Genomic DNA, 24,635 nt, shown 5'->3' on the forward strand with positions numbered 1-24,635 from the left:
CATCCGGACTGGGGGGTGAGCTACTTCCTCACACGAATCGCGGGTTCGGCGGTGGCTCGAGATCTCGTCTTCTCCGGGCGGCTCGTCCCGGCGGAAGAGGCCCTTTCCCTCGGCCTCGTCAACTGGGTCGTGTCCCCCGACGAGCTCCAGGCGCGAGCGCTTCAGAAGGCAAGGGAGTTTCGGGACGCGGCTCCGGTATCGATTCGCTGGGCCAAACAAACCCTCGCGCGTGCGGAGGACGCGACGCTCGAGGAAGTGCTCGAGCTCGAACAACACGCCCAGCTGGCCTGCTTTCGCTCCGAGGACGCCCGCGAGGGCCTGAACGCGCTTCTCGAGAAGATGACTCCCAATTTCAAGGGAAGGTGACGCTGCGGGGCGCGGGTAGGATTGACCGAAATCAAGATGGCTTGACAGCGCATGCTGGATAAGTGCACGATAAGTGCATGGCTGTCAAGACGATCACCATCGATCTCGAGGCATACGAGGTCCTCTCCCGGTACAAGACCCCGGGGAAATCCTTCTCGGAAGTGATCAAGGATGAGCTCGGGCGTCGGCGAACGGGTCGGGATCTTCGCCGCATCGTGGAGCGGCTTCGCATGAGTGAGGATGCACTCGATGCCATCGAAGCCCAGATCAAGGCCCGTCGGCGGCATCCCGCCAAAGCACCGAAGCTTTGATCCATCTCGATACCACGTTTCTCGTGGACCTGCTCCGCGAATCCGCTCGCGAGAAGGAGGGTCGGGGCAGCGCGTTTCTCCGGAGCGTCGAGAGCGAGGCGCTCGTTGCCAGCGTGCACGCGGTTTGTGAGCTTCACGCAGGCGCGGAATTGTCGAGGGACCCGGTCAAGGAGCGGGAAAGAGTCGAGAGGCTCTGTCAGGGTTTCACGATCTTTTATCCCAACGGTCGATTCCCATTCGTCTACGGGCAGTTGCTCGCTCGGCTGGAACGAGCGGGACAGAGAATTGGCGCCATGGATCTCTTGATCGCGACGGCAGCCGTAATCGACGGGGCGGCTCTGGTAACCGCAAACGTTCGCGAGTTCCGCCGCGTTCCCGAGCTTTCCGTTCTCGAGTACTGACGCAAAGCTCCAGTTGGAGGCTAACGACGCGAGCGAGCCTCAACGCCCGCAGTAGGCCAGAAGTGCCAGCAAGAGCACCAGCGAGAGGGGCGGGATCCAGAGATAGGGGATCCATTTCTCCAAATCCATGAGCTTCTACTCGAAGCGTTTGCGTAGCTCCTCGAGCTTCTTTCGGATCTTCTCGGCCTCTTCGGAGCGTCCCGCTTTTTCGAGCTCTTTCGAAAGCCGGTCGATGCCCCGCTCGAGCTCTTCCGCCAGCTTCTTGGCCTCCTCCGAGGCGTCCTCGCCGAGCTGGCTCAGCGTCTCCTGCAGCTCTTTCAGACGTCGTTCGAGCTCGGCCTGATCTTCGTCCTGCCAGTCGAGGAGCGTGCCCACACTCGTTCGCGCCCGCTTCATCGCGAGCTCCAGCGAAGAATCGGTGCCCTCGACGGTCGCGCCTTCCTCGAGGCGCGGCGCGTCGGGGTCGAGAACGTACGTTTGCAGAAATAGCCCGGCGCTGTCCTCATCGACCAGGAACGTGGTGGCCTCGGTGAGCTGCTCCAAGACTTCGCGCTCGATCGAGAGCACGGCCCGCACCCGTGCTTCGCGTATGTCCACCGAAATGACTTCGCCCACGTCGAAATCGTGAAAGCGCACCGGCTCGCCGCCCGCGAGGCCGTGTCGCTCGTCGAAGAGGACGTTGAGCGGAACGCCGTCCCGAAAGGTCGCTTTCTCTCCGGAGCAGGCCAGCGACAACCCGAGTAAAACGATCGACCACCGCATAGGGGCGAGTTTAGCAAAAGCGTCATTCATTGACAGGGTCGATCCCCCATGGTAGGAATCTTACGAGGGCCGATGAGCATCGAGCTTACCCGGAGGCAGTTTTTCCGGATCGGTGGCGTGACGTTCGCCACGAGCGCGTTCGGATTCGATTTGGCCGCCGCTTCGGTGCGGGCTCGAGAGCTCAAGATCGCCCGCACCACGGAGACCCGGAGCGTTTGCCCCTATTGCGCCGTCGGGTGCAGCGTCGTAATCCACACGCTCGGTGACGGGGCAAAGAACGTAGAGCCGACGGTCGTACACATCGAGGGCGATACCGAAAGTCCTATCAACCGGGGCACTCTCTGCCCCAAGGGCATTTCGCTCAAGCAGTACGTGGTGAACGATCGCCGTCTCACCCGACCGCTCTATCGTGCCAGCGGTGCTTCCGATTGGACGCCGATCTCGTGGGACGAAGCCATCCAGCGGATGGCACGGCTCATCAAGGATACCCGCGATCGTGGCTTCGAGGAGAAGGACGAGAGCGGTCGCACCGTCAACCGTCTGGCGAACGTCGCTCTCATCGGCGGCTGCACCGACACGAACGAGATCAACTACCTCCTGGGCAAGTTCCGCTTCGGTCTCGGGATCCTTACTTACGAGAATCAGGCCCGTCTTTGACATGGCCCCACGGTGGCCAGTCTGGCCGCCACATTCGGCCGAGGAGCCATGACCAACGGCTGGACGGACGTGGCCAACTCCGACGTCGTCCTCGTCATGGGCGGCAACCCCGCGGAGAACCATCCCGTCGGATTTCGATTCGTCATCGAGGCGAAGCGCCACCGTAAAGCGAAGCTCGTCTGCGTCGATCCGCGCTTCAACCGCACCGCGGCCGTCTCCGATGTCTACGTACCCATCCGGGCCGGAAGCGACATCGCCTTTCTCGGCGGTCTCATCCACTACGCGCTCGACCGCGGGCTCTACCACCATGACTACGTCGCGCAGCACACCAACGCGTCTTTTCTCGTGAGCGACGAGTTCTCTTTCGAGAACGGTCACTTCTCCGGCTGGGACGAAGCTCAAGGAGCGTACGACAAGTCGACGTGGCAGTATCAGCGCGATCCGCGGGGCTTTGCCTCCGTCGACCCGACGCTCGAGCACCCGCGCTCGGTGTTCCAGCTGCTCAAGGCCCATTTCGCTCGCTACACGTCCGAGCGGGTGGCCGCGATCTGTGGTTGCAACCAATCCGAGTTCGAGCGCGCGGCGGAAATCATCTGCTCGACCGGCCGCGCGGGCCGAGCGGGCACCATCTTGTATGCACTGGGCTGGACGCAGAGCAGCCACTCGGTCCAGCTCATCCATGCGGCGGCCATGGTGCAACTCCTTCTCGGCAACATCGGCGTTCCCGGTGGCGGCGTCAACGCGCAACGCGGGCATTCGAACATCCAGGGAGCGACCGACATGGGAGCCTGGAACATGCTTCCCGGGTATCTCAAAGTGCCGCGCGCCGATTGGAAGTCGCTCTCCGAATATGCCGCCGCGAACTCCCCCGCGCCCCTTCGTCCCGACTCCCTCAACTACTGGAGCAATACCCCGAAGTTTCTCGTGAGCCTCTTGAAGGCCTATTACGGGGACGGCGGGACTCAGGCCAACGACTTTGGTTACGATTATCTGCCCAAGGTCGGCGAGAACGACAACTACGGATGGGGCTTCTTCTTCGACCGCATGTCGCAGGGGCAGCTCGAGGGGATGGTCGCCTTCGGCATGAACCCGGTCGCCAATGGCCCGAACTCTCCCAAGATGCTGAACGCTCTCTCGAAGCTGAAGTGGCTCTTTGTCGTCGACAACTTCGAGACGGAGACGGCGGCGTTCTGGAAGGCGAGAACGCTCGCCGGCGAGTACTATCCCGGTGCCCCTGAGGAAAAGGACGTCTCTACCGAGGTCTTCCTGCTTCCTGCCGCCTGTTTCGCGGAAAAGGACGGCACGTTCGTGAACTCATCGAGGTGGCTCCAGTGGAAGCGGGCCGCCCTCCCACCTCCCGGTGACGCCAAGCCCGATCAGGAGATCATCGCGCGGCTCTTTCTCGAGATCCGCGCGCTCTATGAGCGAGAAGGTGGCGCGGCTCCCGAGCCTCTCCGGGCGATCGCCTGGAGCTACGGCAATCCCACTTCGCCGGATCTCGAAGAGGTCGCCCGGGAGATCAACGGCCAATCCCTCACGAGCGGTCGGCAGGTCGCGGGATTCGGTGAGCTCCGGGACGACGGTACGACGCGGTGCGGTAACTGGTTATACTCCGGCTCCTACACCGACGAGGGAAATCTCATGGCGAGAAGGGGCCAGGACGATCCCACCGGGCTCGGCCTCTTCGCCAACTGGAGCTGGAGCTGGCCGGCGAACCGCCGCATCCTTTATAACCGTGCCTCGGCGGACCGCGATGGCAATCCCTGGGACCCGACGAGGGCACCGATACACTGGGAGAATGGCCGGTACCGCGGCGATGTTCCCGATTTCAAAGCCGACGCGGCTCCCGATACCCTCGGCTCGTTCATCATGCTTCCCGAGGGCGTCGCGAAGCTCTTCGCGTCCGATTTCGTCGAGGGACCCTTTCCCGAGCATTACGAGCCGGCGGAGTCTCCCGTCGCGAACGCGATGCATCCCGAAGTCTCCTCGAACCCGTTGGCCACGGTCTTCACTGGCGCTCTCGATCCGCTGGGCGACCGCGAGACGTACCCTTACGTCGCGCTGACCTACCGCCTCACCGAACATTTCCATTACTGGACGAAGCACGTTAAAACCAACTCCCTTCTCCAGTCGAGCTTCTTCGTCGAAGTTCCCGAGGAGCTCGCCCGCGAGAAGGACATCGGAAGCGGCGATCTCGTTCGCGTCACCTCGGCGAGAGGCGCGGTCGAGGGCCCGGCGATGGTTACGCGTCGTATCCGGCCGCTCCAGGTCCAGGGCCAGACGGTCTATCAAGTCGGGCTTCCCATCCATTGGGGGTTTCTCGGCCGCGTACGCGGACCGCTCGTCAACAACCTCACGCCCTCGGTGCTGGATCCGAACTCGGGCACCCCCGAGTACAAGGGCTTTCTCGTCGATCTCGAAAAAGTCTGATGATCGTAGCGAAGCTCATCGACACGACGACCTGCATCGGCTGCAAGGCCTGCGAGGCCGCCTGTCAGGAATGGAACGATCAGGACTTCGGCCTGGGCACTTACGACGGGACTTATCAGACCCTTCCCGATCTTCGGCACGACTTCTGGAACTTGATCAAGTTCAACGAGGTGACCCGAGACGACGGCGGCCTGGCGTGGCACATGGCCAAGTACCAGTGCATGCATTGCGTGGAAGCCGGTTGCCTCGAGGCCTGCCCCGCGCCCGGGGCGATCTTCCGGCGCGAGAACGGCATCGTCGATTTCGATCACGACAAGTGCATCGGCTGCGGCTACTGCATCACCGGGTGTCCGTTCGACGTGCCACGGCTCTCGCCGATTACGCAGAAGGTCTACAAGTGCAACCTCTGCTCCGACCGAACCAGCGTCGGACTCGAGCCAGCCTGCATCAAGGCCTGCCCAACGAACTGTTTGAGCTTCGGTGAGAGGGGTGACCTCGTGCAGATCGCTATGGACCGTGCCGCGGAGCTTCAGGCCGAAGGCAAGGCGCTTGCCGGCGTCTACAATCCGCCGGGTGTCGGAGGAACGAACGTCATCTACGTGCTCGAAGACGCGAGCCGGCCCGAAAGCTATGGGCTGCCGCGCGACCCCGAGATCCCCTGGACGGTTCGCCTGTGGAAGGGTCCCCTCAAGTGGGCTGGCAACGCCGTGTTCGTAGGGGGTATCCTGGCGGCGTTTTTTCACTATCTGCGCTATGGACCCAAAGTCAGCGACGATCGAGCGGTTTAGCTTCGCCGAACGGGCCGCGCACTGGCTCTCGGCCATGGCGTTCGTCTACGCCGCGCTCAGCGGCCTCGCTCTCTGGTCCCCTCGACTCTACTGGATCTCGGACGTGCTCGGCGGCGGCGTCACCGTTCGGGGCTGGCACCCCTGGGGCGGAGTGCTGTTCTTCGTGGCTCTCGGAATCATGTTTCGCAACTGGGCCCATGACATGAGAATCGAGGCGGAAGACCGCGAATGGCTCGCGAACGTTCATCGGTTCGCCGTGAACGAAGACAAAGCGCTCCCCCCGGCCGGCCGCTTCAATGCCGGACAGAAGGTCCTTTTCTGGATTCAGTCGGTGTCAGCCGCTTTTCTTCTCGCGAGCGGGGCCGTGCTCTGGTTTCCCGAATGGATGCCCCGAGGCCTCAGGCTCGCCGCGGTGCTGATTCACCCCACGATGGCGGTCGTCGCCATCGCCGGCATCATTCTTCACGTCTATATGGGGACAGCCGCGATTCCCGGGGCTTTTCGAGGCATGCTGCGCGGCTTCGTGACCCGCGAGTGGGCCGAGTCCCACCACGCCAAGTGGTACCGCGAGACCAAGGGGTAGGCTTTCTCCATCGCGCGGAGCGTGCGCGGAGCTTGGCGAAGCGGTTCCCCGAGGCGGCCGAAGCGCTCGACTTCTACGCGGAGGTTGCGACGCTCCAGGCCCGCGGGGGAACGCCGCGGGAGCTCATCGAGGTCGTCTCGTTGTTCGGACCGCCTCTTCTTAGGCAAGCGGCGAGCGAGGTGGAGGTGTACCACGCCGTCGAGATGTATCGTTCGGGAGAGGAGCGGAGCTCACCGAAGAGCTTCTTCGCTCGCGTGCTGCTCCAGACCGAGGGCGCGTGCCGCGACGACCACGCTCCGCCTCAGGTGGGCTGTCTTCGTGGCGAAGGCGAGGGGAGTTCGCTCTGGCTCGCCTGCTCGCTCTGCTTCGAGGAGCGCCGAGCCTCGCGCTCGCAATGTCCCGCGTGTCAGATGACCGACGAAGGAAAGATGGTGGTCTTTACCGCCTCCGAGATCCCGCATATCGAGGTACGAGCCTGCGATGCCTGCCGACTCTATCTCAACGTGGTGCGGCTCGACGAGGAGCCGGAGGCGATACCCGACGTCGACGAGATGGCGGCCATCGCTCTCGACCTGCGAGCGCGGGAGATGGGCTACGAGAAAATCCAGACCAACCTCGTCGGGATGTAAGCGAAACTTATTCGCATCCAGAGTTCGCTCGCGTCCGCATCAACAAGGACACGCCTTTCAGGTTTTGACGAGCGGCTTCTGAAACACCGCAAGTAATCGTAGAGCCCGTAACCTGTGCCATCGACAGGGTAGAAGAGACCAAAAGTTCCAGGAAGTTTGACCAGCGTCAGGTCCCAGGTGTATTGTTGGTGTATGTCACGCACAAACATTGACATCGACGACGAAGCGTGCGCCGAGGTCATGAGACGGTTTCGGTTGGCCACCAAGCGCGACGCGGTGAACTTCGCCCTGCGAACGCTCGCGGCGGAACCGCTCACGGTCGATGAAGCCCGCGGTTTGCGTGGTTCGGGCTGGGATGGTGATCTCGAGGAAATGCGCAAGAGCCGGACGACGTGATCCTCGTCGATACCTCGGCATGGATTGAGTTCCTCCGCAATACCGACTCACCGGTATGCAATCGCGTCGATAGGTTACTGGCGGGAGAGGTTGCGACCTGCGACGCAATTCGGATGGAGGTTCTCGCAGGAGCACGCGACGAAGCCCACTTGCATCGGCTCCGCCGACTTCTGGCGCGCGCTGCGGTCCTCCCCATGACCCCGGTGCACTATGAGCAGGCGGCTTCTATCTATCGTCATTGTCGCCGCGAAGGAGAGACGGTCCGCAAGTTGATGGATTGCCTCATCGCCGCCGTCGCCATCAGCGCCGATGTGCCGATCTTGCATCTCGACTCCGACTTCGATGCGATAGAACGTCACACAGAGCTCAGGGTGGATGCCGGTGCGGAGATGTCGCGAGGATAAGCGTTGCGGCGGATCGCGCATTTCCAGGTCCATTGATTCTTTTTTGATCGCGTACGGACACTGCAGTATCGTGATCTCCGTCTCATGGCATTTCGTCCCCGGAAGAAGCTATCGCTTTCCGCATCACTCCTTGTGCTCGTTTCGTGTGGTGATAGCTCGCCAACGGCCCCTCGAGCGCCGGCGAACGGCCCACCCAGCATATCCATCGTCGATCCGCAAGGTCTGCTGGCTGCGCACCATGCGGAAATTCGCGAGCTGGTGGAGCAGACCCTGGAGCAAGCGGGGTCCCTGTTTGCCATTGGGCGGCTCTCGATCACGGTCTCGGCGAGTGCAAACCGTGCCATCGCGGGCTACGGGGTCGGGGGATTCGCGCCTAACGGATTCACCATGCAGATCGACATCGACCCACAGTTTCCCGGGCTAGGCGACGTCCTGTCGGATCGGCTGCCTCCGATCGTCGCACACGAGCTCCACCACAATATGAGGTGGCGAGGCCCCGGTTACGGGTCCACGCTCCTCCAAAGCATGGTCTCGGAGGGCCTGGCGGATCACTTTGCCATCGAGCTCCTGGGGGCTCCGGTCCCGCCCTGGTCCAACGCGTTTCCACGCGATCAAACCGAGCACTACCTCGAGCAAGCTCGCCCCGAGCTCGACAGCACGAGCTTCAACCGCGACGCCTGGTTCTTCGGCACGGGTGGGCTTCCGCGCTGGACCGGGTATACGCTCGGCTTCCGAATCGTCGAGGATTACCAGGCGGCGAATCCAGGTCTCTCCGCCGCGGATCTGGTAAACACCCCCGCGGAAGCATTTCGCCCGTTCTAGCGAGCGAGGCGACGGGGTTTTCGACGGATAACGAATCACGGGGTGCGCTACCCCAATGAGACGCGACGCCGGCGGCGTATAATCGATCGAATGGCTCCCTCGGTGGGCACGCGGCTGGGACCCTTCGAGATCCTGGGTACTGCCGGGGCCGGTGGTATGGGCGAGGTTTATCGCGCTCGCGACACGCGGCTCGATCGCACCGTCGCGCTGAAGATCCTGCCGGGTCACCTGTCCGACGATCCGGTTTCCCTGGAACGATTCGAGCGCGAGGCTCGGGCCATCTCGCGTTTCAATCATCCGAACATCTGCTCGCTCTACGACGTGGATCAGGAGGACGGCGTTGCCTATCTCGTGCTGGAGTACCTGGAGGGAGAGACCCTCGCCGCGCGATTGAAGCGCGGACCCCTTTCGCTGACCGAGTTGTTGCGCATCGGCCGCGAGGTGGCGAGCGCCCTCCATACGGCGCACCTCCACGGCATCGTTCACCGCGATCTCAAGCCCGGGAACGTCATGCTCACGAGATCCGGGGCCAAGCTCCTCGACTTCGGGCTGGCGAAGCACGCGGGGGAGAGCGTCCCGGAGGGTGTGGATGTCTCGGATGCATCCGTGTCGCCGACAAGGAGCCAGCCGCTCACGAAGGAAGGAACCGTCGTGGGCACGGTCCCGTACATGGCTCCGGAGCAGTTCGAGGGTAAAGATGCCGACGCGCGCACCGACATCTTTGCCCTTGGCCTCATGCTCTACGAGATGGCGGCGGGAACGCATCCGTTCGAGGGACGCTCGCCGGCCGGTTGGATCGCCGCCATACTGAAAGAAGAACCACGCGCGTTGAGCGAGCGCGCCCCGACGGTCCCGCAGGCCTTCGATCGCATCGTGCGGTCCTGTCTCATGAAGGATCCCAAGGAGCGCTGGCAGTCCGCACACGACGTGAGGATTCAGCTGGATTGGCTCGAGCACCACGTCGAACCCGCTGTCGCTTCATCGAGCCGATCCAAGAAGCTCTCCCGACGAGAGTGGATCTTGATAGGAGTCGTCCTTTCGCTCCTTAGCGTGGCCGGGGTCGTCGGCCTGGGCTCGAATCGGCGCGATCGCGAGCTCGCGCCGCCCGTCCGCGCCTCATTGCTGCCTCCACCCGGCGTCGCTTTCGAGCACGATGACTTCGCCATCTCTCCAGACGGAACGCGCGTCGCCTTCGTCGCCCTGGATGCGGCACAGAAATACTCCTTGTGGGTGCGCACGCTTTCTGGAGTCGGAGCACAACAACTCGCGGGGGCAGAAGACGCCATGCTTCCTTTCTGGGCGCCCGACAGCCGTCGCATCGGTTTCTTCACCCGGGCGGGCAAGCTCAAGACGATCGATCTTGCGACCGGAGCGGTCAGGGAGCTCTGTGACGCGCAGTTTGGTCGAGGAGGATCGTGGAGCCGCGACGAAGTGATCGTGTTCTCGCCCGCCACCGCGGGGCCGCTCCTCCGCATCTCCGCCACAGGCGGGGAACCGGTGCCGGCCACGTCGATTCCTCCGGGGGATCGCGGCCATGCGCATCGATGGCCTCACTTTCTTCCCGACGGAAGGCACTTCCTGTTCTTCCTCGACTGGAGTGCTCCGGGAAACCGGCTTCTAAGCGGAATCTATGTCGGCTCGCTCGATGCCGAGGAGCCGAAGCTCGTGTCGTCCGGGATCACTGGGAACGTCTCCTACGCCGCCGGTCGCCTGCTCTTCGTCCAGGATCGCCGGCTCATGGCCCTTCCGTTCGATCCGGTTCGTTTGGAGCCGACGGGACTTCCGGCACCCATCGGCGAGCAGGAGCTCGAGAAGGACCTCGCTTTCTCCCGATCAGGATTCTCCGTCTCCGACACCGGAGTTCTGGTGTTTCAATCGGCTGCGGACAACCCGGCGCGTCTCGAGTGGTTCGACGCCGAGGGGAACGAGATGGCTGTAATCCCGGCGATGCGGTACCGGGATCCCCGGCTGTCACCCGGTGGCCGGCGGCTCGCCGTTACCTCCGATGATTCCGGCAACGGTAAGCGCGTCATTCGAATTTTCGATCTCGACCGCGGTGTCAGCAGCCGTCTGACGGAAGGCGGAATCGAAGAGATGCCGGTGTGGTCGGCCGACGGTTCCCGGATCGTCTACGTTTCGTTCGACGGTGAGTCCTATGAGCTGAACGAAGTCCCCGCCGATGGCTCCCGTCCTCCTCATTCCCTGATTCATGGCGGAAAGATGATCCCGAACGACCGGGCCCGCGATGACCGTCTCATCTTCATGAGCTTCGACAAAGGTCCTCCCGAGCTCGCCGTCCTCTCTCCGAGCGATGGCGTCGTGACCACCATGGGCCCGGGCGCGGAGGCTCAACTGTCACCTGACGACAACTGGATCGCTTTCTTGAACCCTGGCCGCATCTATGCCGAGATCATCGTCCAGCCTTTCCCTGGGCCGGGCGCCCGGCTCCAGATCTCGAACGGCGGAGGGGGGCAACCCCGCTGGAGCCACGACGGCAGAACCATCTACTACGTCACGCCCGAGAGAAAGCTGATGGCGGTCACGTTCGACCCGGAGCGCCAGTCGGCGGAAGCGCCCCGCGAGCTCTTCCAGACGCGCATCGTTTCGCCGAACTTCGTCCTGTTCCAATACGACGTGGCGGCGGACGGTCGTTTTCTCATCAACTCGCTTCCGTCCGAGAACGCCTCCCCGCTCACGTTGGTGACGAGCTGGCCCTCTCAGCTCGAACCCTGATCGAATCAAGCTCGATCGCAATCTCCCGCGCGGGGGCGCGTCGCTGCTGAAGAGATCCGGTCCCACTCCGCCTCGAGTGATAGACCCAAATAATAGGCCCATTTTTTGGGGTTATTCTGTGGTACTATGCCGCCGTGAAGGTGCAGAAAGTGCAACTGGAAGAGAAAGACCTCGATTTCATCGAGGCGGTCTTCTCCATCTTCGACTACAAGAGCAAGAGTGAGTACATGCGCGAAGCGATTTTGGCAAAGATCCGCGAGGACAAGAGGAAGCTGCGAGAGATGAAGTGCCGCGAGGCGATGGAAGCTTACGGCGAGGAGGCGCCCGAGCACGTCTTCGAATCCATCGAGGCCGAAGACTTTGAAGACCGGTGACCTTTACCTGGTAAACCTCGACCCCGCGGTTGGTGACGAGATTCGGAAGACGCGTCCGGTGGTGGTGCTCAACCCGGGGCATGAGAAGCACCTGCGCCTCGCCATCGTCGTACCGGTTACGGCGTGGAAGGACCGCTGGGAGACGAACCCATTCTTCCTGACTCTCGACCCCGAGACTCGGCATGGCTTGAAAAAGAGATCGGCGGTGGACTGCTTTCAGTTGAGAGCCCTCAGCCACGGTCGTTTCGTGCAGAAACTCGGCTCGCTGAATGGGAACGAGATCGATCGAGTCAAGTCATCGGTCGCGCTCATTCTGGGTATCGAGCCGGAGCATTGTTGGCTGCAAATTTAGCTACGTTTGCGCGTGGATGACGTCCCATAAGATGCGATTCCTTGACGATACGATTCCGTGACGATACAGTTTGTAGACTGTATAAAGACTATATGAAGACTCTAACGATTACGGACGCCAAGAAGAATCTCAGCAAGTGGCTTTTGGCGGCGGCTCGAGGAGAAGACATCGGCATCGTTTGCGGGGCCGACATCATCGCTCTGCGCAAGGTCGAGGTGGAATCGACCGACTACGCTCAGCGCGAGTACGGGGCGACCGCCGAGCAGGTCGAGGCCTTGGAGGAGGCCACTGACAGTCGATACGAGAAGCTGCGTCGCGCCAAGAAACTCGTCCCCGTCACCGCCGAACAATTGAGGAAGATGTTTGGCTAGGATTCTCGCGATCGACCCCGGCGTCGTGCGGCGATTGCGAGACCTCCCCACGAAAGAAAGAAGCGAGTGCCTGCTGGCGTTGTGTGAGCTCACGGAAAAATTCGGCCGACCACATGTTCACAGCGGTTTGGGCATCGGCAAACTGGGAAACAAGCTGTTCGAGTGTCGCGCTACCCTGTCGCTACGACTCATTTTTCAGGATCGGCCGAATGAGTTCTACGTGTCGTTTCTCGGGAACCACGACGAAGTCAAGGCGCTGCTAAAGACCGGCAAGTATCGTTGAGTCGCGAATGCGCGAGGCGATAGCCTTCGTCGACGAGATGGCCGCTTTATTGTCCCGGCACCCCGATGGCGACGGGGCGGATCGGCGATCCCCCGCTGCCCTTCTCCCGCAAGGGCAGCACCATTGTACAGGACGTCGAGACCCCGTCCCGCGCCAGCTCGTCGAGCTTGAGGTTCTCGAGGGTGTGGATTCCCGCCTGTGTGAGGAAGTAGTGATGGATGGGAAACGCCAGGCCCTCGGGCGTTCCCGGCGGCGGCGGTGCGTTTCCCTGGAGCATCCCCTCGGCCACCGTGTCGACGAACGGCGTGTCGAGCCCCGCGGCGACGACCCGCCGGTCGCCGAGGTACTTCGCCGCGTCGTACGAAAGCCCCGGAGCCTTGCTGTAATAGACCTTGTCGGTGTCGGGATCTCTGTAGTGATCGCTCCAGCCCGTGTACACGAGCACGACGTCGCCGGCCAGGATCCCCCGATCCCCGAGTCCCTGGGCCCGTAGCATCTCCTCGATGTGCCGTGAGGTCACCACCTCGCCGGCGTTCATCGCCTGACCACCGCCCACGTACTTTTTCGCATCGAGCAGGATCGCCGTGGTTACAATCGGCGGGACCTTTTCCATCCCGAGCTTCAGGAGCGGCGAGTCGGGCGTCGGCTTGACGTCTTTCTGTGTCAATCCGCCGTAATAGTGTGCGCCGTCCATCGAGAACGCGGACGTTCCATCCCACGCCTCATCGAGGTAGGCGAAATGCCCGAGCGCGTCCATCTGCGTGCCCTGCTGTCCCGGGCTGGCATTCTCGTTCACGACGTCGGCGTTGAACGCCTGTTTCGACCCGGCAACGCCCGCGGACGGGAGATAGGTCAGCTCGAGGGGTCCCGCGAACGGCGAGAGAGGCATGGTGTTGGAGCGCACGTGAGAAAGCTCGTAGGCCCTGGCGTTCGGATTCGAGAGTTGCGCGGCACACCGGGCCCAGGTGGCGGGGCCGAGCTCTTTCGCCATTCCGAGCTCATCGGCCTCTCCCTGGCTGGACGCGATTGCCCTGGTGGGGGCTTCCGTCTCGGCTCCGAGGGACATCGAGACCGTCCACGTCGTCGCCGCGATCGCGCACGACAAGAAGCGGTGCTTGGATTTCATGGCCTCCTCCTTTCGCCTCGCGGCGGGAAAGCACAGAAGGCCTTGAGCTTAAAACAATCATGATGGCGCGGCAAAATGCCACGCGCGTCCAGACCGGGAGTCCATGGTCTTCGATTCGAGCGGTGACTCGGTCTAGAATGCTGGCGCATTTCATGTCGCGTTCTCTCCTCCGCTGTGGCCTCGTCCTATGGATGCTCCCGGGCTTCGCTCGGGCGCAGGTGCCGGTCGTCCGTATCGGCGTCGTCATCGACGGGCCCTGGGAGCGAAACGACGAAGTGGAGTCCCGGTTTCGCAACGAGATTCTCGATCTCACGCGGGGCGAGTTCGAGGTTCAGTTCCCCGCCGAAGCTCATATCGTGGGGGACTGGACGGTGGCCCGGGTCGACGCGGCTCTGGATGAACTGCTGACTTCCCCGGACATCGACCTGGTGCTCGCCATGGGCATCATCGCGTCGGACCGGGTGATCCGGCGCTCGAATCTGACGACGCCGGTCATCGCTCCTTTCGTCATCGACGCGGGCATCCAGGACGCTCCTCGAGCCGTCGACGGCGCGGGAAGCGGCGTTCACAACCTCAGCTACCTCGCGTCCTCGATCACGTTCGAGCGTAACGTCGAGGTCTTCCGGGAGCTCGAGGATTTCGAGCGCCTCGTCCTTCTCCACGGGCCGGCGCTGCGAGCGATCCCCGGCGTGGAAGGCCGTCTCGAGGAGGCGGCGACCGATCTCGAGATCGACCTCATGCTGGTCGAGGTCTCGGGACGCGCGGAAGCCGCGCTCGGTCGCATTCCCCCGGACGCCCAGGCAGTCTACGTGGATCCCCTCCTGCAGCTCGAAGAGGGCGAGCTCGAGAAGCTCGCGTCGGGACTCATCGGTCGGAGACTTCCGAGCTTCTCCGTGCTCGGACGAAGCGAGGTGGAGCGAGGGTTCCTGATGAGCCTCACCGAAGACGTCTTCGACCGACGGGCGCGACGCGTCGCGCTCAACGTTCAGAGGACGCTCCTCGGTGACGATCCCGCGACATTCTCCGTCGACTTCGTTCACCGCGAAGAGCTCGTGATCAACATGTCGACGGCTCGAGCGATCGACGTCTATCCGAGCTTTGCCCTCGAGACGGTGGCGGAGCTCTTGAACGACGAAAGACCCCAGACGGCTCGCCGGCTCAACCTCGCTCTCGTCGCCGAGGAGGCTCTCTCGGTGAACCGCGATGTCCAGGCCTTTGCCCGAGAAGTCGCTGCCGGGGCCGAGAACATTCCCATCGCCCGCTCCTTTCTGCTGCCCGAGCTCGAGCTCGTCGTCGAAGGCGCGATCGTCGATCGGGATCGGGCCGAGGCGACGGGAATTGCGCAAAGGCGCCTCGCGCCGGGGCTGTCGCTCAGCCAGCTCCTCTTCTCCGATTCCGCCTGGGCGAACAAGAAGATCCAGGAAGACCTCCAGCGCGCCCTCGTACTCGAGGAGCAGAGCTTTCGCCTGGACGTCGTTCAGGAGGCGACGTCGACCTACCTCGACGTGATGCGCAGGCTCACGAGCGAGCGCATTCAGAAGGAGAACCTCGCTCTCACGCGATCGAACCTCGAGCTCGCGCAACTTCGGGTCGCGATCGGAACCTCGAGCACGTCGGACGTCTACCGCTGGCAGGCTCAGATCGCGGCCGACCAGGATGCCGTCATCCGTGCCTCGGCCCAGCGGAACCGGGCGGAGATCGCGGTGAACCGGCTGCTTCACCGGCCGCTCGAAGAGCCCTTCGTCACCGAGGAGACCGGCGTCGACGACCCGGTCTTCCTCTACGTTCGGGAGCTCTTCTATCCTTACATATCGAGCCGCCAGATTTTCGATGTCACCCGGAGCGCTCTCGCGCGAGTGGCGATCGAGCAGTCCCCGGAGATTCTCGCTATCGACGCGGCCCTCGCTGCCCAGGAGAGAAAGCTCCTCTCCTCGAATCGCGCTTTCTATCTGCCCGACGTCTTCTTTGGAGCGAGCGTCGAACGACAGTTTCGTGGAGGAGCGGGCGGGAATGGCATCGCAGAGCTCGGTCAGCTCTTTCCCGGGCTCGAGCTCGAGCCGCCGAACGACACGAACTGGAACCTGGGCGTCTCCGCGTCGCTCCCGCTGTTCACGAGCGGTTATCGTCCCGCAGTTCGCCGCCAGGACGAGGAGCTCCTCGGACAGCTAAGCTTCCAGAGAGAGTCCACTCGCGAGCGGATCGAACAGCGGGTTCGATCCTCCCTTCACACCGTGGGCGCGTCGTACGCCGGCATCGGGCTCGCCCGGGACGCCGCCGAGGCCTCGGGCAACAACCTCGATCTCGTCACCGACGCTTACTCTCGGGGTGTGGTCTCCATCCTCGAGCTGCTGGACGCGCAAAACGCCTCCGTCCTCGCCGAGGAAGCGGCGGCGAACGCCGTCTACGATTTTCTGATCGACATGCTCGAGGTCGAGCGGTCGCTCGGGAAGTTCTACTCCCGCGAGTCTCCCGACGAGATTGAAGCGCTCTTTCGACAGGTGGATGCCTACTTCGCCGATCAGGGTGTCGCCCCGCCGCGGCGAGAGTGAGAACGGGAAGGCGAATCATGCGCAATGACTGGCTCGTGTTCCTCACCATTGCGGCCGCGGTCGCCTGCGGCCGCGAGGATGCGTCGCCCGAGCACCCTCTTCGGCCGGTGCGCACCATGGAGGTGTTCTCGACCGGCGGGATGCGGGCTCGCTCGTTCTCGGGGGTCGCTCAGGCCGCGGTCGAGTCCACGCTGAGCTTCCGCGTGCGCGGAAACATCGAGCGGCTGCTCGTGCGAACCGGAGACTCGGTGCAGCCTGGCCAGATCATCGCCGAGCTCGATCCCACCGACTACCAGCTTCAGCTTCAGGAGGCGGAGGCGGCGCTCTCGCAGGCGGAGGCTCAGGCCCGTCAGGCCGAGGCGGACTACGATCGCGTGCGCGGACTCTACGAGAACCGAAACGCGTCCCGCAGCGATCTCGATGCGGCGCGTGCCCGCTCGGAGTCCGCCAATGCTCAGATCGATGCCGCGATACAGCGCGTCGAGCAAGCTCGCTCCCAGCTCTCCTACACGAGGCTTCGGGCGCCCGTCTCCGGTTCGATCGCCGCAGTACCCGTCGAGGTGAACGAGAACGCAGACGCGGGAAAGCCCATCGCGGTTTTGACGTCGGGAGAGCGACCCAAGGTCGATGTCCCTGTCCCCGAGAGCCTCATCGGCGAGGTGCGGCAGGGGGACGCGGTCGAGGTCGCTTTCGATGCTCTTCCGGGACGGCGGTTTCCCGCGGAGGTCGTGGAGGTGGGGGTCATGTCGACGACGCTCGCGACCGCATTCCCCGTCCGCGTGCAGCTCACCAATGCCGAGCCCGACGTGCGCGCCGGTATGGCGGCGCGCGTCAGTTTTACTTTTGGATCGCAGGACTCTCGGAAGCTCTTCGTCCTTCCGCCTCATGCCGTCGTCGAGGATCGCGCGGGACGTTTCGTCTTCGTGGTGGAAGCCCAGGGCGATGGCAAGGGCGTGGTGCGCCGGCGCGCGGTGAGCGTCGGCGAGCTCACCGGGGAGGGTCTCGAAGTCCTCGAAGGACTCGAGAACGGAGACCGGGTCGTCACCGCCGGTGTGAGTCAGATCGAAGATGGGCTCACCGTGCGATTCGAGGGTTGAAGCGGTCGAGACGCCATGAGCTTGACCCGAGCTGCGATCGAGAAGAATCGCGTCACCGCCGTGGCGCTCGCGGTGGTCTTCGCCGCGGGCATCCTGGCTTTCCTGAGCCTTCCTCGCGCCGAGGACCCCGGCTTCATCGTGCGCGCGGCGCAGGTCATCACCTATTTCCCCGGAGCCAGCCCCGAGCGGGTGGAGCTTCTCGTAACCGACAAGCTGGAAAAGGCGATTCAGGAGATGCCCGAAGTCGACTTCATCGAGTCGGAGTCGAAGACCGGAGTCTCGATCCTCATCGTCAGCGTGCTCGAAAGCTACACGAACATGCGGCCCATCTGGGACAAGCTCCGCCGCAAGGTCGAGGATGCGATGCCCGAGCTGCCGACGGGAATCCGCGGCCCCTTCGTGAACGACGAGTTCGGCGACGTCTTCGGAACCATCGTTACCGTGACGGGAGAGGGTTACAGCTACGCCGAGCTCGAGGACGTCGCCGAGGACGTGCGTGACGAGCTGCTATTGATTCCCGAGGTCGCCAAGGTTGAGATCTACGGCGCTCAGGAGGAGCGGATCTTCGTCGAGTACAACAACGCCCGCCTCGCCGAGCTCGGCGTTTCCCCGTACCAGCTCCAGCAGCTCCTCGAGAGTCAGAACATCATCTTCCCCGGAGGGGACGTCCGCACCGCGCGGGAGCAGATCGTGCTCGAGCCGTCGGGCAATATCGAATCCGTGGAGGCGCTGCGGGCGACCGTTATCCGTCTTCCCGGACGGGACGATCTGATGTATCTGGGCGATCTTGCCGAGGTCAGCCGCGGCTACATCGACCCTCCGCGTACCAAGCTGCACGCGAGGGGAACGCCCGGGCTCGCCCTCGCCGTGAGCCTACGGGAAGGCGGAAACATCATCGAGCTCGGTGAGAAAGTCCAGGCGCTCGTCTTCGATCTCGAGAGCCGGTTTCCCATCGGAGTCGCCTTCGACTTCGTCGCGCTCCAGTCGTATCACGTCGAGCGCAAGATCGACGACTTCGTGAGCAACCTGCTCCAGGCGGTCGGAATCGTGCTGCTGGTGATGCTCGTGAGCCTCGGCCTGCGCACCGGTCTCGTCGTCGCTTCGCTCGTGCCCATGGCGATGATCGCGTCGCTTCTCGTGATGTCGTTTCTCGGCATCGGGCTCGACCAGATGTCGCTTGCCGCGCTCATCATCGCCCTCGGCATGCTCGTCGACAATGCCATCGTAATGTCCGAGTCGATCCTGGTGCAGATGAAGGAGGGCAAGGAGGCACTGGCGGCGGCGCTCGATTCCGCCAGGGAGCTCCAGATCCCGCTTCTGACGTCTTCTCTGACCACCGCGGCGGCTTTTCTTCCCATCTATCTCGCGGAGTCGTCGACAGGCGAGTACACGGCACCGCTCTTCGAAGTGGTCACGATCACGCTGTTGAGCTCATGGCTCCTTTCCCTCACGATGACTCCTCTGTTCTGCGTGCTCTTCCTTCGGGTGAAGCCAACCGGGGAAGAGAGCTTCGACTCACGTGCCTACCGAACGTTCCGGAAAACGATCCTCTGGGCGCTGAGGCACCGCGCTCTCGCCCTTGGCGGCGCGATGGCGGCGTTCGTTCTCTCCCTGGTGCTTCTCGGTCGTGTTCCGAACATTTTCTTTCCGCCCAACGACAAGGCGATCTTCACCGCCGAGCTGCGGCTTCCGGTGGGTAGCCCCCTCGGCCTCACCGAGAGCGTCGTGACCGAGCTCGAGAGCTACATGGAGAACGAGCTCTCGGTCGATGCGGGCCGAGAAGGAGGCATCACCAACTGGGCGAGTTTCATCGGCGAGGGCGCTCCGCGCTTCTTTCTTTCGTACACGCCGACCCCGCCGACCCCGGAGTTCGCGATTCTCCTGGTGAATGCGGCCTCGCGCGAGCGATTGGCGAGCGAGATCATCCCTCTCATGGAGCGGTTCTGCTTCGAGAGCTTTCCCGACCTCCGCGCGAGCATTGCCCTCCTTCCCCTCGGGCCCTCGTCGGAGGCGCCCGTCGAGGCGAGGTTGCTGGGCGGGGAGGAAGACAAGGTCTTCGAGCTCGTCGACCGGGTGCGGAAGCAGCTCGAAGGCATGCAGGGGGTGAGAAACGTTCGCGACGACTGGGGGCTTCGTACGAAGAAGATCGTGGTCAATATCGACCAGCCCCGGGCGCAGCGCGCCGGCCTCTCGAGCCAGGACGTTGCCCTCTCGCTGCAAACGGTTCTGAGCGGCTACGAGACGACGGAGTATCGCGAGGGGGACAAAGTCATTCCGGTGACGCTCCGCTCCGTCGCCGCGGAACGGACGGACATCGGTAAGCTCGAAAGCCACGATATCTTCTCACAGGCGACGGGACGTTCGGTGCCGCTGAAGCAGGTCGCCGACCTCGAGGTCGTCTGGCAACCGGCGGTGATCTACCGACGGGACCGTCTCAAGACCGTCACGGTGCAGGCGGACGTCACCCCGGGCACGAGCCCGGTCGAAGTGAGCCTCGAGCTCGATCGATTCTTGCGCGAGGAAAGCGCCAACTGGCCTCTCGGCTACCGCTACGAGCTCGGCGGGGACTACGAGAACTCGGTGAAAGCGAACGAGTCCATCGTGGCGAAGCTGCCGATAGCGATGTTCATCATCGTTTTTGTGCTCGTGGCGCAGTTCAATTCCATTCGCAAGCCACTGATCATCCTGGCGACGATTCCACTCAGCCTCATTGGCGTCGCCGTCGGCTTGAACCTTCTTCGTTCGTACATGGGATTCATGACGTTTCTCGGGATCATCTCCCTGGCCGGAGTCGTCATCAATAACGCCATCGTCCTCATCGACCGCATCCAGATCGAGATCGCGGGCGGACGCGACCCTGCGGCCGCGATCGTGGAAGCGGCCCAGCGTCGCTTGCGGCCGATCCTTCTCACCACGGGAACGACGATTGGCGGGCTCGTTCCTCTCTACCTCGGCGGCGGACCCATGTGGGAGCCCATGGCCATCGCGATCATGTTCGGTCTCGCCTTCGCGACGGTTCTCACGCTCGGAGTCGTCCCGATCCTCTACGGAGTCTTCTATCGCGTGAGCAATCGTTCTTATACGGCTGCAAATCATGCAGGGTGATGAAAAACTCAGCCCACCCTGCGAGCGGAGCGAGCCCGGCGCGCTTGCCGCGCCGTAAGCAGCTCGAGCCGTGGCGGCTCGATCGATCACGGGTCCCGCCACGGCACTGAGCACTGGTAAAGTCAGCGGGGTCGATATTGGAGAGCAAGAAGGGTGATGTCGTCCGATTGGGGAGCACCCGCGGCGAAGACCTTCACGTCTTCGAGAGCGCCCTCCACCATCTTCTGCGCGTCGGCCTGCCGGTATCGACCGAGAAGACTTTCGACCCGCGGTTCGCCGAACATCTGCCCCTCCTGATCCATCGCCTCGGTCACGCCATCGGTATAGAGGAAGACTCCATCGCCCGGCCGGAGAGTCAGACTGTGGCTCGAGTACTCGTAGTCGGGGTTCAGCCCGAGGACCAGACCGCAAGCCTCTTCGATCGGCGCGACTCCGTCCCCATCGGAAAGGAGATACGGCAGATTGTGTCCCCCGTTCGAGAACGTCAGCCGTCCGCTTCCGAGATCGACGACACCGCAAAAGACGGTGACGAACATGCAGCTTTCGTTGTCCCGGCTGAGCTGCCGGTTGGCGGCTGTCAGCACCTCGTCCGGGCTCAATCCCGCGCGAGCCGCGGTCTGAATCAGGGTATTCGCGACCGCCATGAACAGGGCAGCGTGGACCCCCTTGCCCGAGACGTCGCCGATGACGAAGAAGAGCCGATCGTCCTCGATCAGGTCGAAGTTGAAGAAATCTCCGCCGACTTCCCTCGCGGGCTTGATCGTCGCGTGGATGCCGAAGTCCCTCCGATGGGGAAAGGGAGGAAAAATCTTGGGCATCGTGCTCATCTGAATGTCGCTGGCGACGCGAAGCTCGCTTTCGATGCGCTCCTGCGCCGCGGTGGTCTCTTGCAAATCCCGAATCGAATCTTTTAGCTGGGCGGTCATTCGGTTGAAGGAGCTCGCCAGGATTCCGATCTCGTTCTCGACCTGGAGATCGATTCTCTGATCGAGATCGCCTCTCGAGATTCTCTGCGTATATTGCGTGAGCCTCCGGATGGGCTCGGAAAGACTGCGGGAAACCGACTGGGCGGTGAGCACCACCGCCGCCAGCGTGAGAACGGTGATCAGAATCGAGAGGTTTCTGAGCCGCGCCACCGGCGCGAAAGCCTCCTCGGTGTCGATCTTCACGACCATTCCCCATCGCAGAGGAAAGTATCTCCATATCGCGAGGACTTCTCGGCCACGATAGTCGATCGAGATCCCGGAGCCCTTGCCCCCTCTCAGGGCATCGTGAAGCGGTCTTGCGCTCGGATCGTCCAGCGGGATCCTCCTCGAGGCAGCGTCGGGGTCATGCCTCGTGGGCGCAATCAAGGCGATCTCACCGTCATTTATGACCCCCACCACGGTCTCGCCGGTCCGTCCGAGCCCGGTGTAGTCGTTGATGATTCGAAAGACGTCTTCGTTGTTCAAGACCAGAGCGACGGCTCCAACGACCACGCCGTCTTTGAACGCCGGGGCGGCGATGAAGGCGGCGGGCTCGCCGTAAGGCGGGTAGAAATCGAAAGGGGAGATGTCGGTCTCGAGAAACGTGCTCGCTCGCTCGAAGACGTACGCCAGGGAAGAGCTCGCGAGCTCGCCGTTCTCGAGACTCTCGCCGAGCTCCGACCCTCCGGCCGCTGTAAGCAGGACGTCACCCTCGCTAGAGATCAGGAAGAGGTCCTGATAATCCGCGGATTCCGTGTAATAAGAGAAGAATCCTCGATAAGAGCGGGCGATCTCACCGTACTCTATGGACTCGGTGCCGTATCGCTCCCGGGCCCGGGAGAGCTCTTCGATCGCCTCGCCGGTGAGGGGCGTCTGTGCCAGCGTGGTCACGTCCCGCTGGCGTTCGAGGACGTAGTTCTCGATCTGCTTGATCTGCCGATTGGCGACCGATGACAGCTCGTAGTAAGCCTCCTCCTCGAGCGATTTCACCGAGTTGCGGTACGTGAGAGAGGTCGCGAGGAACAACGGAATGAGTCCGATGAGAAGGAACCAGCGTAGCATCTGGCTCGCGAGTCGTCCCTTCTGGAAGATCACGGCTCGACCCGCGGATTGGCCCACCGTTCGCCCCACGATCGATAGAAGCTCTCGACCCGATCGAGCCAGTCGGAGCGAGAGCGATGGAAGGGAAACGGAATGGGACGAACGGGCTCCTCCGAGCTCCACTCGATACCGAACTGCCCGTCTTCGAGAATCTTGCCGATGCGGACGACTTTCCACGTATGTTGATTGACCGCGTCGACGTAAACGATGCCGCCCGGCGCCCGGTAGCTTTGCCCCATCACCGCGCGACGGACCGCGGCCACGTCCTCCGTCTGAGCGTCCCGCACGGCATTGGCCCAGAGGTGGACACCGGAATAGGCCGAATCCAAGGGGTCGCTGGTCACCCGCTCGACGCCGAAGCGGTCCTTGAATCGGCGCACGAAGCTCTTGTTTTCCGCGATGGGAAGACTCTGAAAATAGTTCCAGGCGGCATAGTCTCCCGCCATCTTGCTGACGTCGCCCCCCATGCTGACGAGCTCCTGCTCGGCAATGCTGAATGACACCGTCGGGATCTCGGCCGGGGTAATCCCGACTTCACGCAGCCTGCCGAAAAAGGCGACGTTGGTGGAGCCGTTGATGGTGTTGAAGATCACGTCGGGGCGGGTTTCCTGGATTTTCCTCACGACGTCCTCGACATCGTTCGATCCGAGCAAAAGGTATTCCTCGCCGACGACCTCGCCCCGCAGCGCGGAAACGAGATCGTCGATGATCACGTTCGCCATGCGAGGGAAAATGTAGTCCGAGCCAACCAGGAACACGCGCCGGCCGAGCGTGTCCAGGCTCCATTTCACCGCGGGCACGATCTGCTGATTGGGCGCGGCTCCGGTGTACACGATATTGGGAGAGCTCTCCATGCCTTCGTACTGAAGAGGGTAGAACAGCAAATGGTCGTTGGCTTCGACCACGCGTCGAACGGCTTTGCGGCTCGCCGAGGTCCAGCAGCCGAACAACACGGCGACTTTCTCCTCGGTGATCAGAGTCTCCGCTTCCCGGGCGAAAACGGACTCGTCGGAACGACCGTCGGCACGGACGATCACGATGGGTCTTCCGAGCAGACCTCCGGCTGCGTTGATTTCTTCGATGGCGAGCGTCACGGCATCCGCGACCGCGCTCTCGCTGTCCTTCATCGTCCCGGTGAAGGAGTGCAGGAGACCGACTCGGATGGGCTCCTTGCTCCTGGCCGCAAATTCCAGAAGATAGAGGGCGCCAAGGCCAACGACGACCAGCAGCGCGAGCGCGCCCCCGGTTTTCTTGTTCATCGACAAGGCTCCCAGACGATAACGGTTTGGGTATTCTAGCAGGGTGACTAAAAACTTAGCCCACCCTGCAGGAGCGGCCGCCTTCGCTAAAGCTTCGGCGAGCCCACCACGGCACTGAGCACGAGTTAAGCGTCGACGTCCTGGCCAGACATCGACCCCTTATAATGAGCCCCGGTAACCAGAGAACGATCTCCGACATGACCAGCATGAGCCTACGCGAAATCGGCGAGCTCGATGCGCTCCAGAAAGCGCTTCAAACCTTCTGTGCCGGCCACGGATTGGCTGGCGATGCCCAGGTCGAGCTAGCGACGTCGGTGGAGGAGCTGGTCGTGAACTCGTTCAAGCACGGCCAGGCCAGAGAGGTCACCGTTACCATTTCCGCCGACGGGGCCGACCTGGTCGTCGAGATTCGTGACGACGGGGGCGCCTACAATCCGTTCGTCAGGCCGCCGCCCAATCTCGACGTGCCCCTGCTCGAGCGCGCCATCGGTGGAATGGGCATTCACCTCGTAAAGAACTTGACCGACTCCCAGGAGTACCGATGGGAGGAGGGACGGAACGTGATGGTGCTGAGGAAGAAGAAGATGGGGTAGGCTTCGGGGACCTATACGTAGGCCGTTCTCAGCAGCTCGGCGGCGGTCTCGTCCAGCTGCTCTTCGCGCCGGATCTGCTCGAAGCGGGCCAGCAGGTCGGCCGGACCGACGCGGCTCTTTTCCGCGCCGCGGATGTCGTGGATGGGCCGGCCGCGGTGCATCATGATCAGGCGGTCCC

Annotated in this window: 23 protein-coding genes; 19 read left to right on the forward strand and 4 right to left on the reverse strand. The window is 63.0% G+C overall.

The annotated features are described in order from the left end of the window. The 3 genes from VEK15_17130 to VEK15_17140 all read left to right on the forward strand — a co-directional run. Positions 1 to 366, forward strand: a 366-nt coding sequence (locus tag VEK15_17130; protein HXV62427.1) for an enoyl-CoA hydratase-related protein, incomplete at its 5' end; no start/stop codon positions are given. A gap of 77 nt (positions 367 to 443) precedes the next feature. After that, the gene (locus VEK15_17135) at positions 444 to 677 is read left to right on the forward strand and encodes an antitoxin VapB family protein (GenBank protein HXV62428.1); all 234 of its coding nucleotides are present in this window, start codon (positions 444 to 446) and stop codon (positions 675 to 677) included. Continuing rightward, positions 674 to 1,078: a type II toxin-antitoxin system VapC family toxin gene (locus tag VEK15_17140; GenBank protein ID HXV62429.1), complete on the forward strand. Its 405-nt coding sequence runs from the start codon at positions 674 to 676 to the stop codon at positions 1,076 to 1,078. The genes VEK15_17135 and VEK15_17140 overlap by 4 nt, the downstream gene beginning before the upstream one ends. Before the next feature lie 135 nt (positions 1,079 to 1,213). Here the strand turns inward: VEK15_17140 and VEK15_17145 are convergent, their stop codons facing one another. Further along, positions 1,214 to 1,840: an MlaD family protein gene (locus VEK15_17145; protein HXV62430.1), complete on the reverse strand. Its 627-nt coding sequence runs from the start codon at positions 1,838 to 1,840 to the stop codon at positions 1,214 to 1,216. Between the two features lie 72 nt (positions 1,841 to 1,912). On the opposite strand from VEK15_17145, the gene fdnG reads away from it, so the two are divergent. The 12 genes from fdnG (at position 1,913) to VEK15_17205 (ending at position 12,662) form a co-directional block, all read left to right on the forward strand. Further along, the gene (gene fdnG / locus VEK15_17150; protein HXV62431.1) at positions 1,913 to 4,927 is read left to right on the forward strand and encodes a formate dehydrogenase-N subunit alpha; all 3,015 of its coding nucleotides are present in this window, start codon (positions 1,913 to 1,915) and stop codon (positions 4,925 to 4,927) included. Continuing rightward, a complete protein-coding gene (gene fdxH, locus VEK15_17155) occupies positions 4,927 to 5,715 on the forward strand; it encodes a formate dehydrogenase subunit beta (protein HXV62432.1) in 789 nt (262 codons plus the stop codon). The genes fdnG and fdxH overlap by 1 nt, the downstream gene beginning before the upstream one ends. After that, positions 5,681 to 6,298, forward strand: a complete 618-nt coding sequence (locus tag VEK15_17160) for a formate dehydrogenase subunit gamma (protein HXV62433.1) — start codon at positions 5,681 to 5,683, stop codon at positions 6,296 to 6,298. The genes fdxH and VEK15_17160 overlap by 35 nt, the downstream gene beginning before the upstream one ends. 32 nt (positions 6,299 to 6,330) lie before the next feature. Further along, entirely contained in the window at positions 6,331 to 6,927 is a 597-nt protein-coding gene (gene fdhE, locus VEK15_17165; protein HXV62434.1) for a formate dehydrogenase accessory protein FdhE, read from the forward strand. Positions 6,928 to 7,119: 192 nt separating this feature from the next. Continuing rightward, complete coding sequence (locus VEK15_17170; protein HXV62435.1) at positions 7,120 to 7,323, forward strand: type II toxin-antitoxin system VapB family antitoxin; 204 nt, start codon at positions 7,120 to 7,122, stop codon at positions 7,321 to 7,323. Next, complete coding sequence (locus tag VEK15_17175) at positions 7,320 to 7,727, forward strand: PIN domain nuclease (protein HXV62436.1); 408 nt, start codon at positions 7,320 to 7,322, stop codon at positions 7,725 to 7,727. The genes VEK15_17170 and VEK15_17175 overlap by 4 nt, the downstream gene beginning before the upstream one ends. Positions 7,728 to 7,985: 258 nt before the next feature. Then, positions 7,986 to 8,549: a DUF2268 domain-containing putative Zn-dependent protease gene (locus tag VEK15_17180; protein ID HXV62437.1), complete on the forward strand. Its 564-nt coding sequence runs from the start codon at positions 7,986 to 7,988 to the stop codon at positions 8,547 to 8,549. A 90-nt stretch (positions 8,550 to 8,639) separates the two neighbouring features. Further along, on the forward strand, positions 8,640 to 11,282 hold the full coding sequence (locus VEK15_17185) for a protein kinase (GenBank protein ID HXV62438.1): 2,643 nt from the start codon (positions 8,640 to 8,642) through the stop codon (positions 11,280 to 11,282). Positions 11,283 to 11,416: 134 nt separating this feature from the next. After that, the gene (locus VEK15_17190) at positions 11,417 to 11,656 is read left to right on the forward strand and encodes a crotonobetainyl-CoA--carnitine CoA-transferase (GenBank protein ID HXV62439.1); all 240 of its coding nucleotides are present in this window, start codon (positions 11,417 to 11,419) and stop codon (positions 11,654 to 11,656) included. Continuing rightward, a complete protein-coding gene (locus VEK15_17195; protein HXV62440.1) occupies positions 11,643 to 12,008 on the forward strand; it encodes a type II toxin-antitoxin system PemK/MazF family toxin in 366 nt (121 codons plus the stop codon). The genes VEK15_17190 and VEK15_17195 overlap by 14 nt, the downstream gene beginning before the upstream one ends. Before the next feature lie 92 nt (positions 12,009 to 12,100). Continuing rightward, positions 12,101 to 12,379, forward strand: a complete 279-nt coding sequence (locus VEK15_17200) for a hypothetical protein (GenBank protein HXV62441.1) — start codon at positions 12,101 to 12,103, stop codon at positions 12,377 to 12,379. Continuing rightward, positions 12,372 to 12,662 carry a hypothetical protein gene (locus VEK15_17205; GenBank protein ID HXV62442.1) on the forward strand — a complete coding sequence of 97 codons (291 nt, stop codon included), beginning with the start codon at positions 12,372 to 12,374 and terminating at the stop codon, positions 12,660 to 12,662. The genes VEK15_17200 and VEK15_17205 overlap by 8 nt, the downstream gene beginning before the upstream one ends. 46 nt (positions 12,663 to 12,708) lie before the next feature. On the opposite strand, the gene VEK15_17210 is transcribed toward VEK15_17205, so the two are convergent. After that, positions 12,709 to 13,788 (reverse strand): cyclase family protein, encoded by a 1,080-nt coding sequence (locus VEK15_17210; protein ID HXV62443.1) that lies wholly within the window; start codon positions 13,786 to 13,788, stop codon positions 12,709 to 12,711. A 152-nt stretch (positions 13,789 to 13,940) separates the two neighbouring features. Here VEK15_17210 and VEK15_17215 point away from each other — a divergent pair, with 152 nt between their 5' ends. The 3 genes from VEK15_17215 to VEK15_17225 are packed head-to-tail and all read left to right on the forward strand — an operon-like array spanning position 13,941 to position 20,539. Further along, on the forward strand, positions 13,941 to 16,337 hold the full coding sequence (locus VEK15_17215) for a TolC family protein (protein HXV62444.1): 2,397 nt from the start codon (positions 13,941 to 13,943) through the stop codon (positions 16,335 to 16,337). 17 nt (positions 16,338 to 16,354) lie between these two features. Beyond that, a complete protein-coding gene (locus tag VEK15_17220) occupies positions 16,355 to 17,434 on the forward strand; it encodes an efflux RND transporter periplasmic adaptor subunit (protein HXV62445.1) in 1,080 nt (359 codons plus the stop codon). 15 nt (positions 17,435 to 17,449) lie between these two features. After that, on the forward strand, positions 17,450 to 20,539 hold the full coding sequence (locus VEK15_17225; protein HXV62446.1) for an efflux RND transporter permease subunit: 3,090 nt from the start codon (positions 17,450 to 17,452) through the stop codon (positions 20,537 to 20,539). 122 nt (positions 20,540 to 20,661) lie between these two features. On the opposite strand, the gene VEK15_17230 is transcribed toward VEK15_17225, so the two are convergent. Both VEK15_17230 and VEK15_17235 read right to left on the reverse strand, forming a co-directional pair. Continuing rightward, positions 20,662 to 22,599, reverse strand: coding sequence for a SpoIIE family protein phosphatase (locus VEK15_17230; GenBank protein ID HXV62447.1), 1,938 nt, complete (start codon positions 22,597 to 22,599; stop codon positions 20,662 to 20,664). Further along, positions 22,596 to 23,864 carry an urea ABC transporter substrate-binding protein gene (locus VEK15_17235; GenBank protein HXV62448.1) on the reverse strand — a complete coding sequence of 423 codons (1,269 nt, stop codon included), beginning with the start codon at positions 23,862 to 23,864 and terminating at the stop codon, positions 22,596 to 22,598. Before VEK15_17235 ends, VEK15_17230 begins: the two co-directional genes overlap by 4 nt. Positions 23,865 to 24,070: 206 nt before the next feature. Between VEK15_17235 and VEK15_17240 the strand changes: the two genes are divergently transcribed. Then, positions 24,071 to 24,457, forward strand: a complete 387-nt coding sequence (locus VEK15_17240; protein HXV62449.1) for an ATP-binding protein — start codon at positions 24,071 to 24,073, stop codon at positions 24,455 to 24,457. The last annotated feature ends 178 nt before the right edge of the window (positions 24,458 to 24,635 follow it).

Source organism: Vicinamibacteria bacterium, from assembly GCA_035620555.1.
Lineage (GTDB): Bacteria > Acidobacteriota > Vicinamibacteria > Marinacidobacterales > SMYC01 > DASPGQ01.

Coding starts and splice junctions, on each gene's coding strand:
- VEK15_17135 (HXV62428.1), top strand. CDS start 444: ATGGCTGTCAAGACGATCACCATCGATCTCGAGGCATACGAGGTCCTC.
- VEK15_17145 (HXV62430.1), bottom strand. CDS start 1,840: ATGCGGTGGTCGATCGTTTTACTCGGGTTGTCGCTGGCCTGCTCCGGA.
- fdxH (HXV62432.1), top strand. CDS start 4,927: ATGATCGTAGCGAAGCTCATCGACACGACGACCTGCATCGGCTGCAAG.
- VEK15_17160 (HXV62433.1), top strand. CDS start 5,681: ATGGACCCAAAGTCAGCGACGATCGAGCGGTTTAGCTTCGCCGAACGG.
- VEK15_17170 (HXV62435.1), top strand. CDS start 7,120: ATGTCACGCACAAACATTGACATCGACGACGAAGCGTGCGCCGAGGTC.
- VEK15_17185 (HXV62438.1), top strand. CDS start 8,640: ATGGCTCCCTCGGTGGGCACGCGGCTGGGACCCTTCGAGATCCTGGGT.
- VEK15_17200 (HXV62441.1), top strand. CDS start 12,101: ATGAAGACTCTAACGATTACGGACGCCAAGAAGAATCTCAGCAAGTGG.
- VEK15_17210 (HXV62443.1), bottom strand. CDS start 13,788: ATGAAATCCAAGCACCGCTTCTTGTCGTGCGCGATCGCGGCGACGACG.
- VEK15_17215 (HXV62444.1), top strand. CDS start 13,941: ATGTCGCGTTCTCTCCTCCGCTGTGGCCTCGTCCTATGGATGCTCCCG.
- VEK15_17220 (HXV62445.1), top strand. CDS start 16,355: ATGCGCAATGACTGGCTCGTGTTCCTCACCATTGCGGCCGCGGTCGCC.
- VEK15_17225 (HXV62446.1), top strand. CDS start 17,450: ATGAGCTTGACCCGAGCTGCGATCGAGAAGAATCGCGTCACCGCCGTG.
- VEK15_17235 (HXV62448.1), bottom strand. CDS start 23,864: ATGAACAAGAAAACCGGGGGCGCGCTCGCGCTGCTGGTCGTCGTTGGC.
- VEK15_17240 (HXV62449.1), top strand. CDS start 24,071: ATGAGCCTACGCGAAATCGGCGAGCTCGATGCGCTCCAGAAAGCGCTT.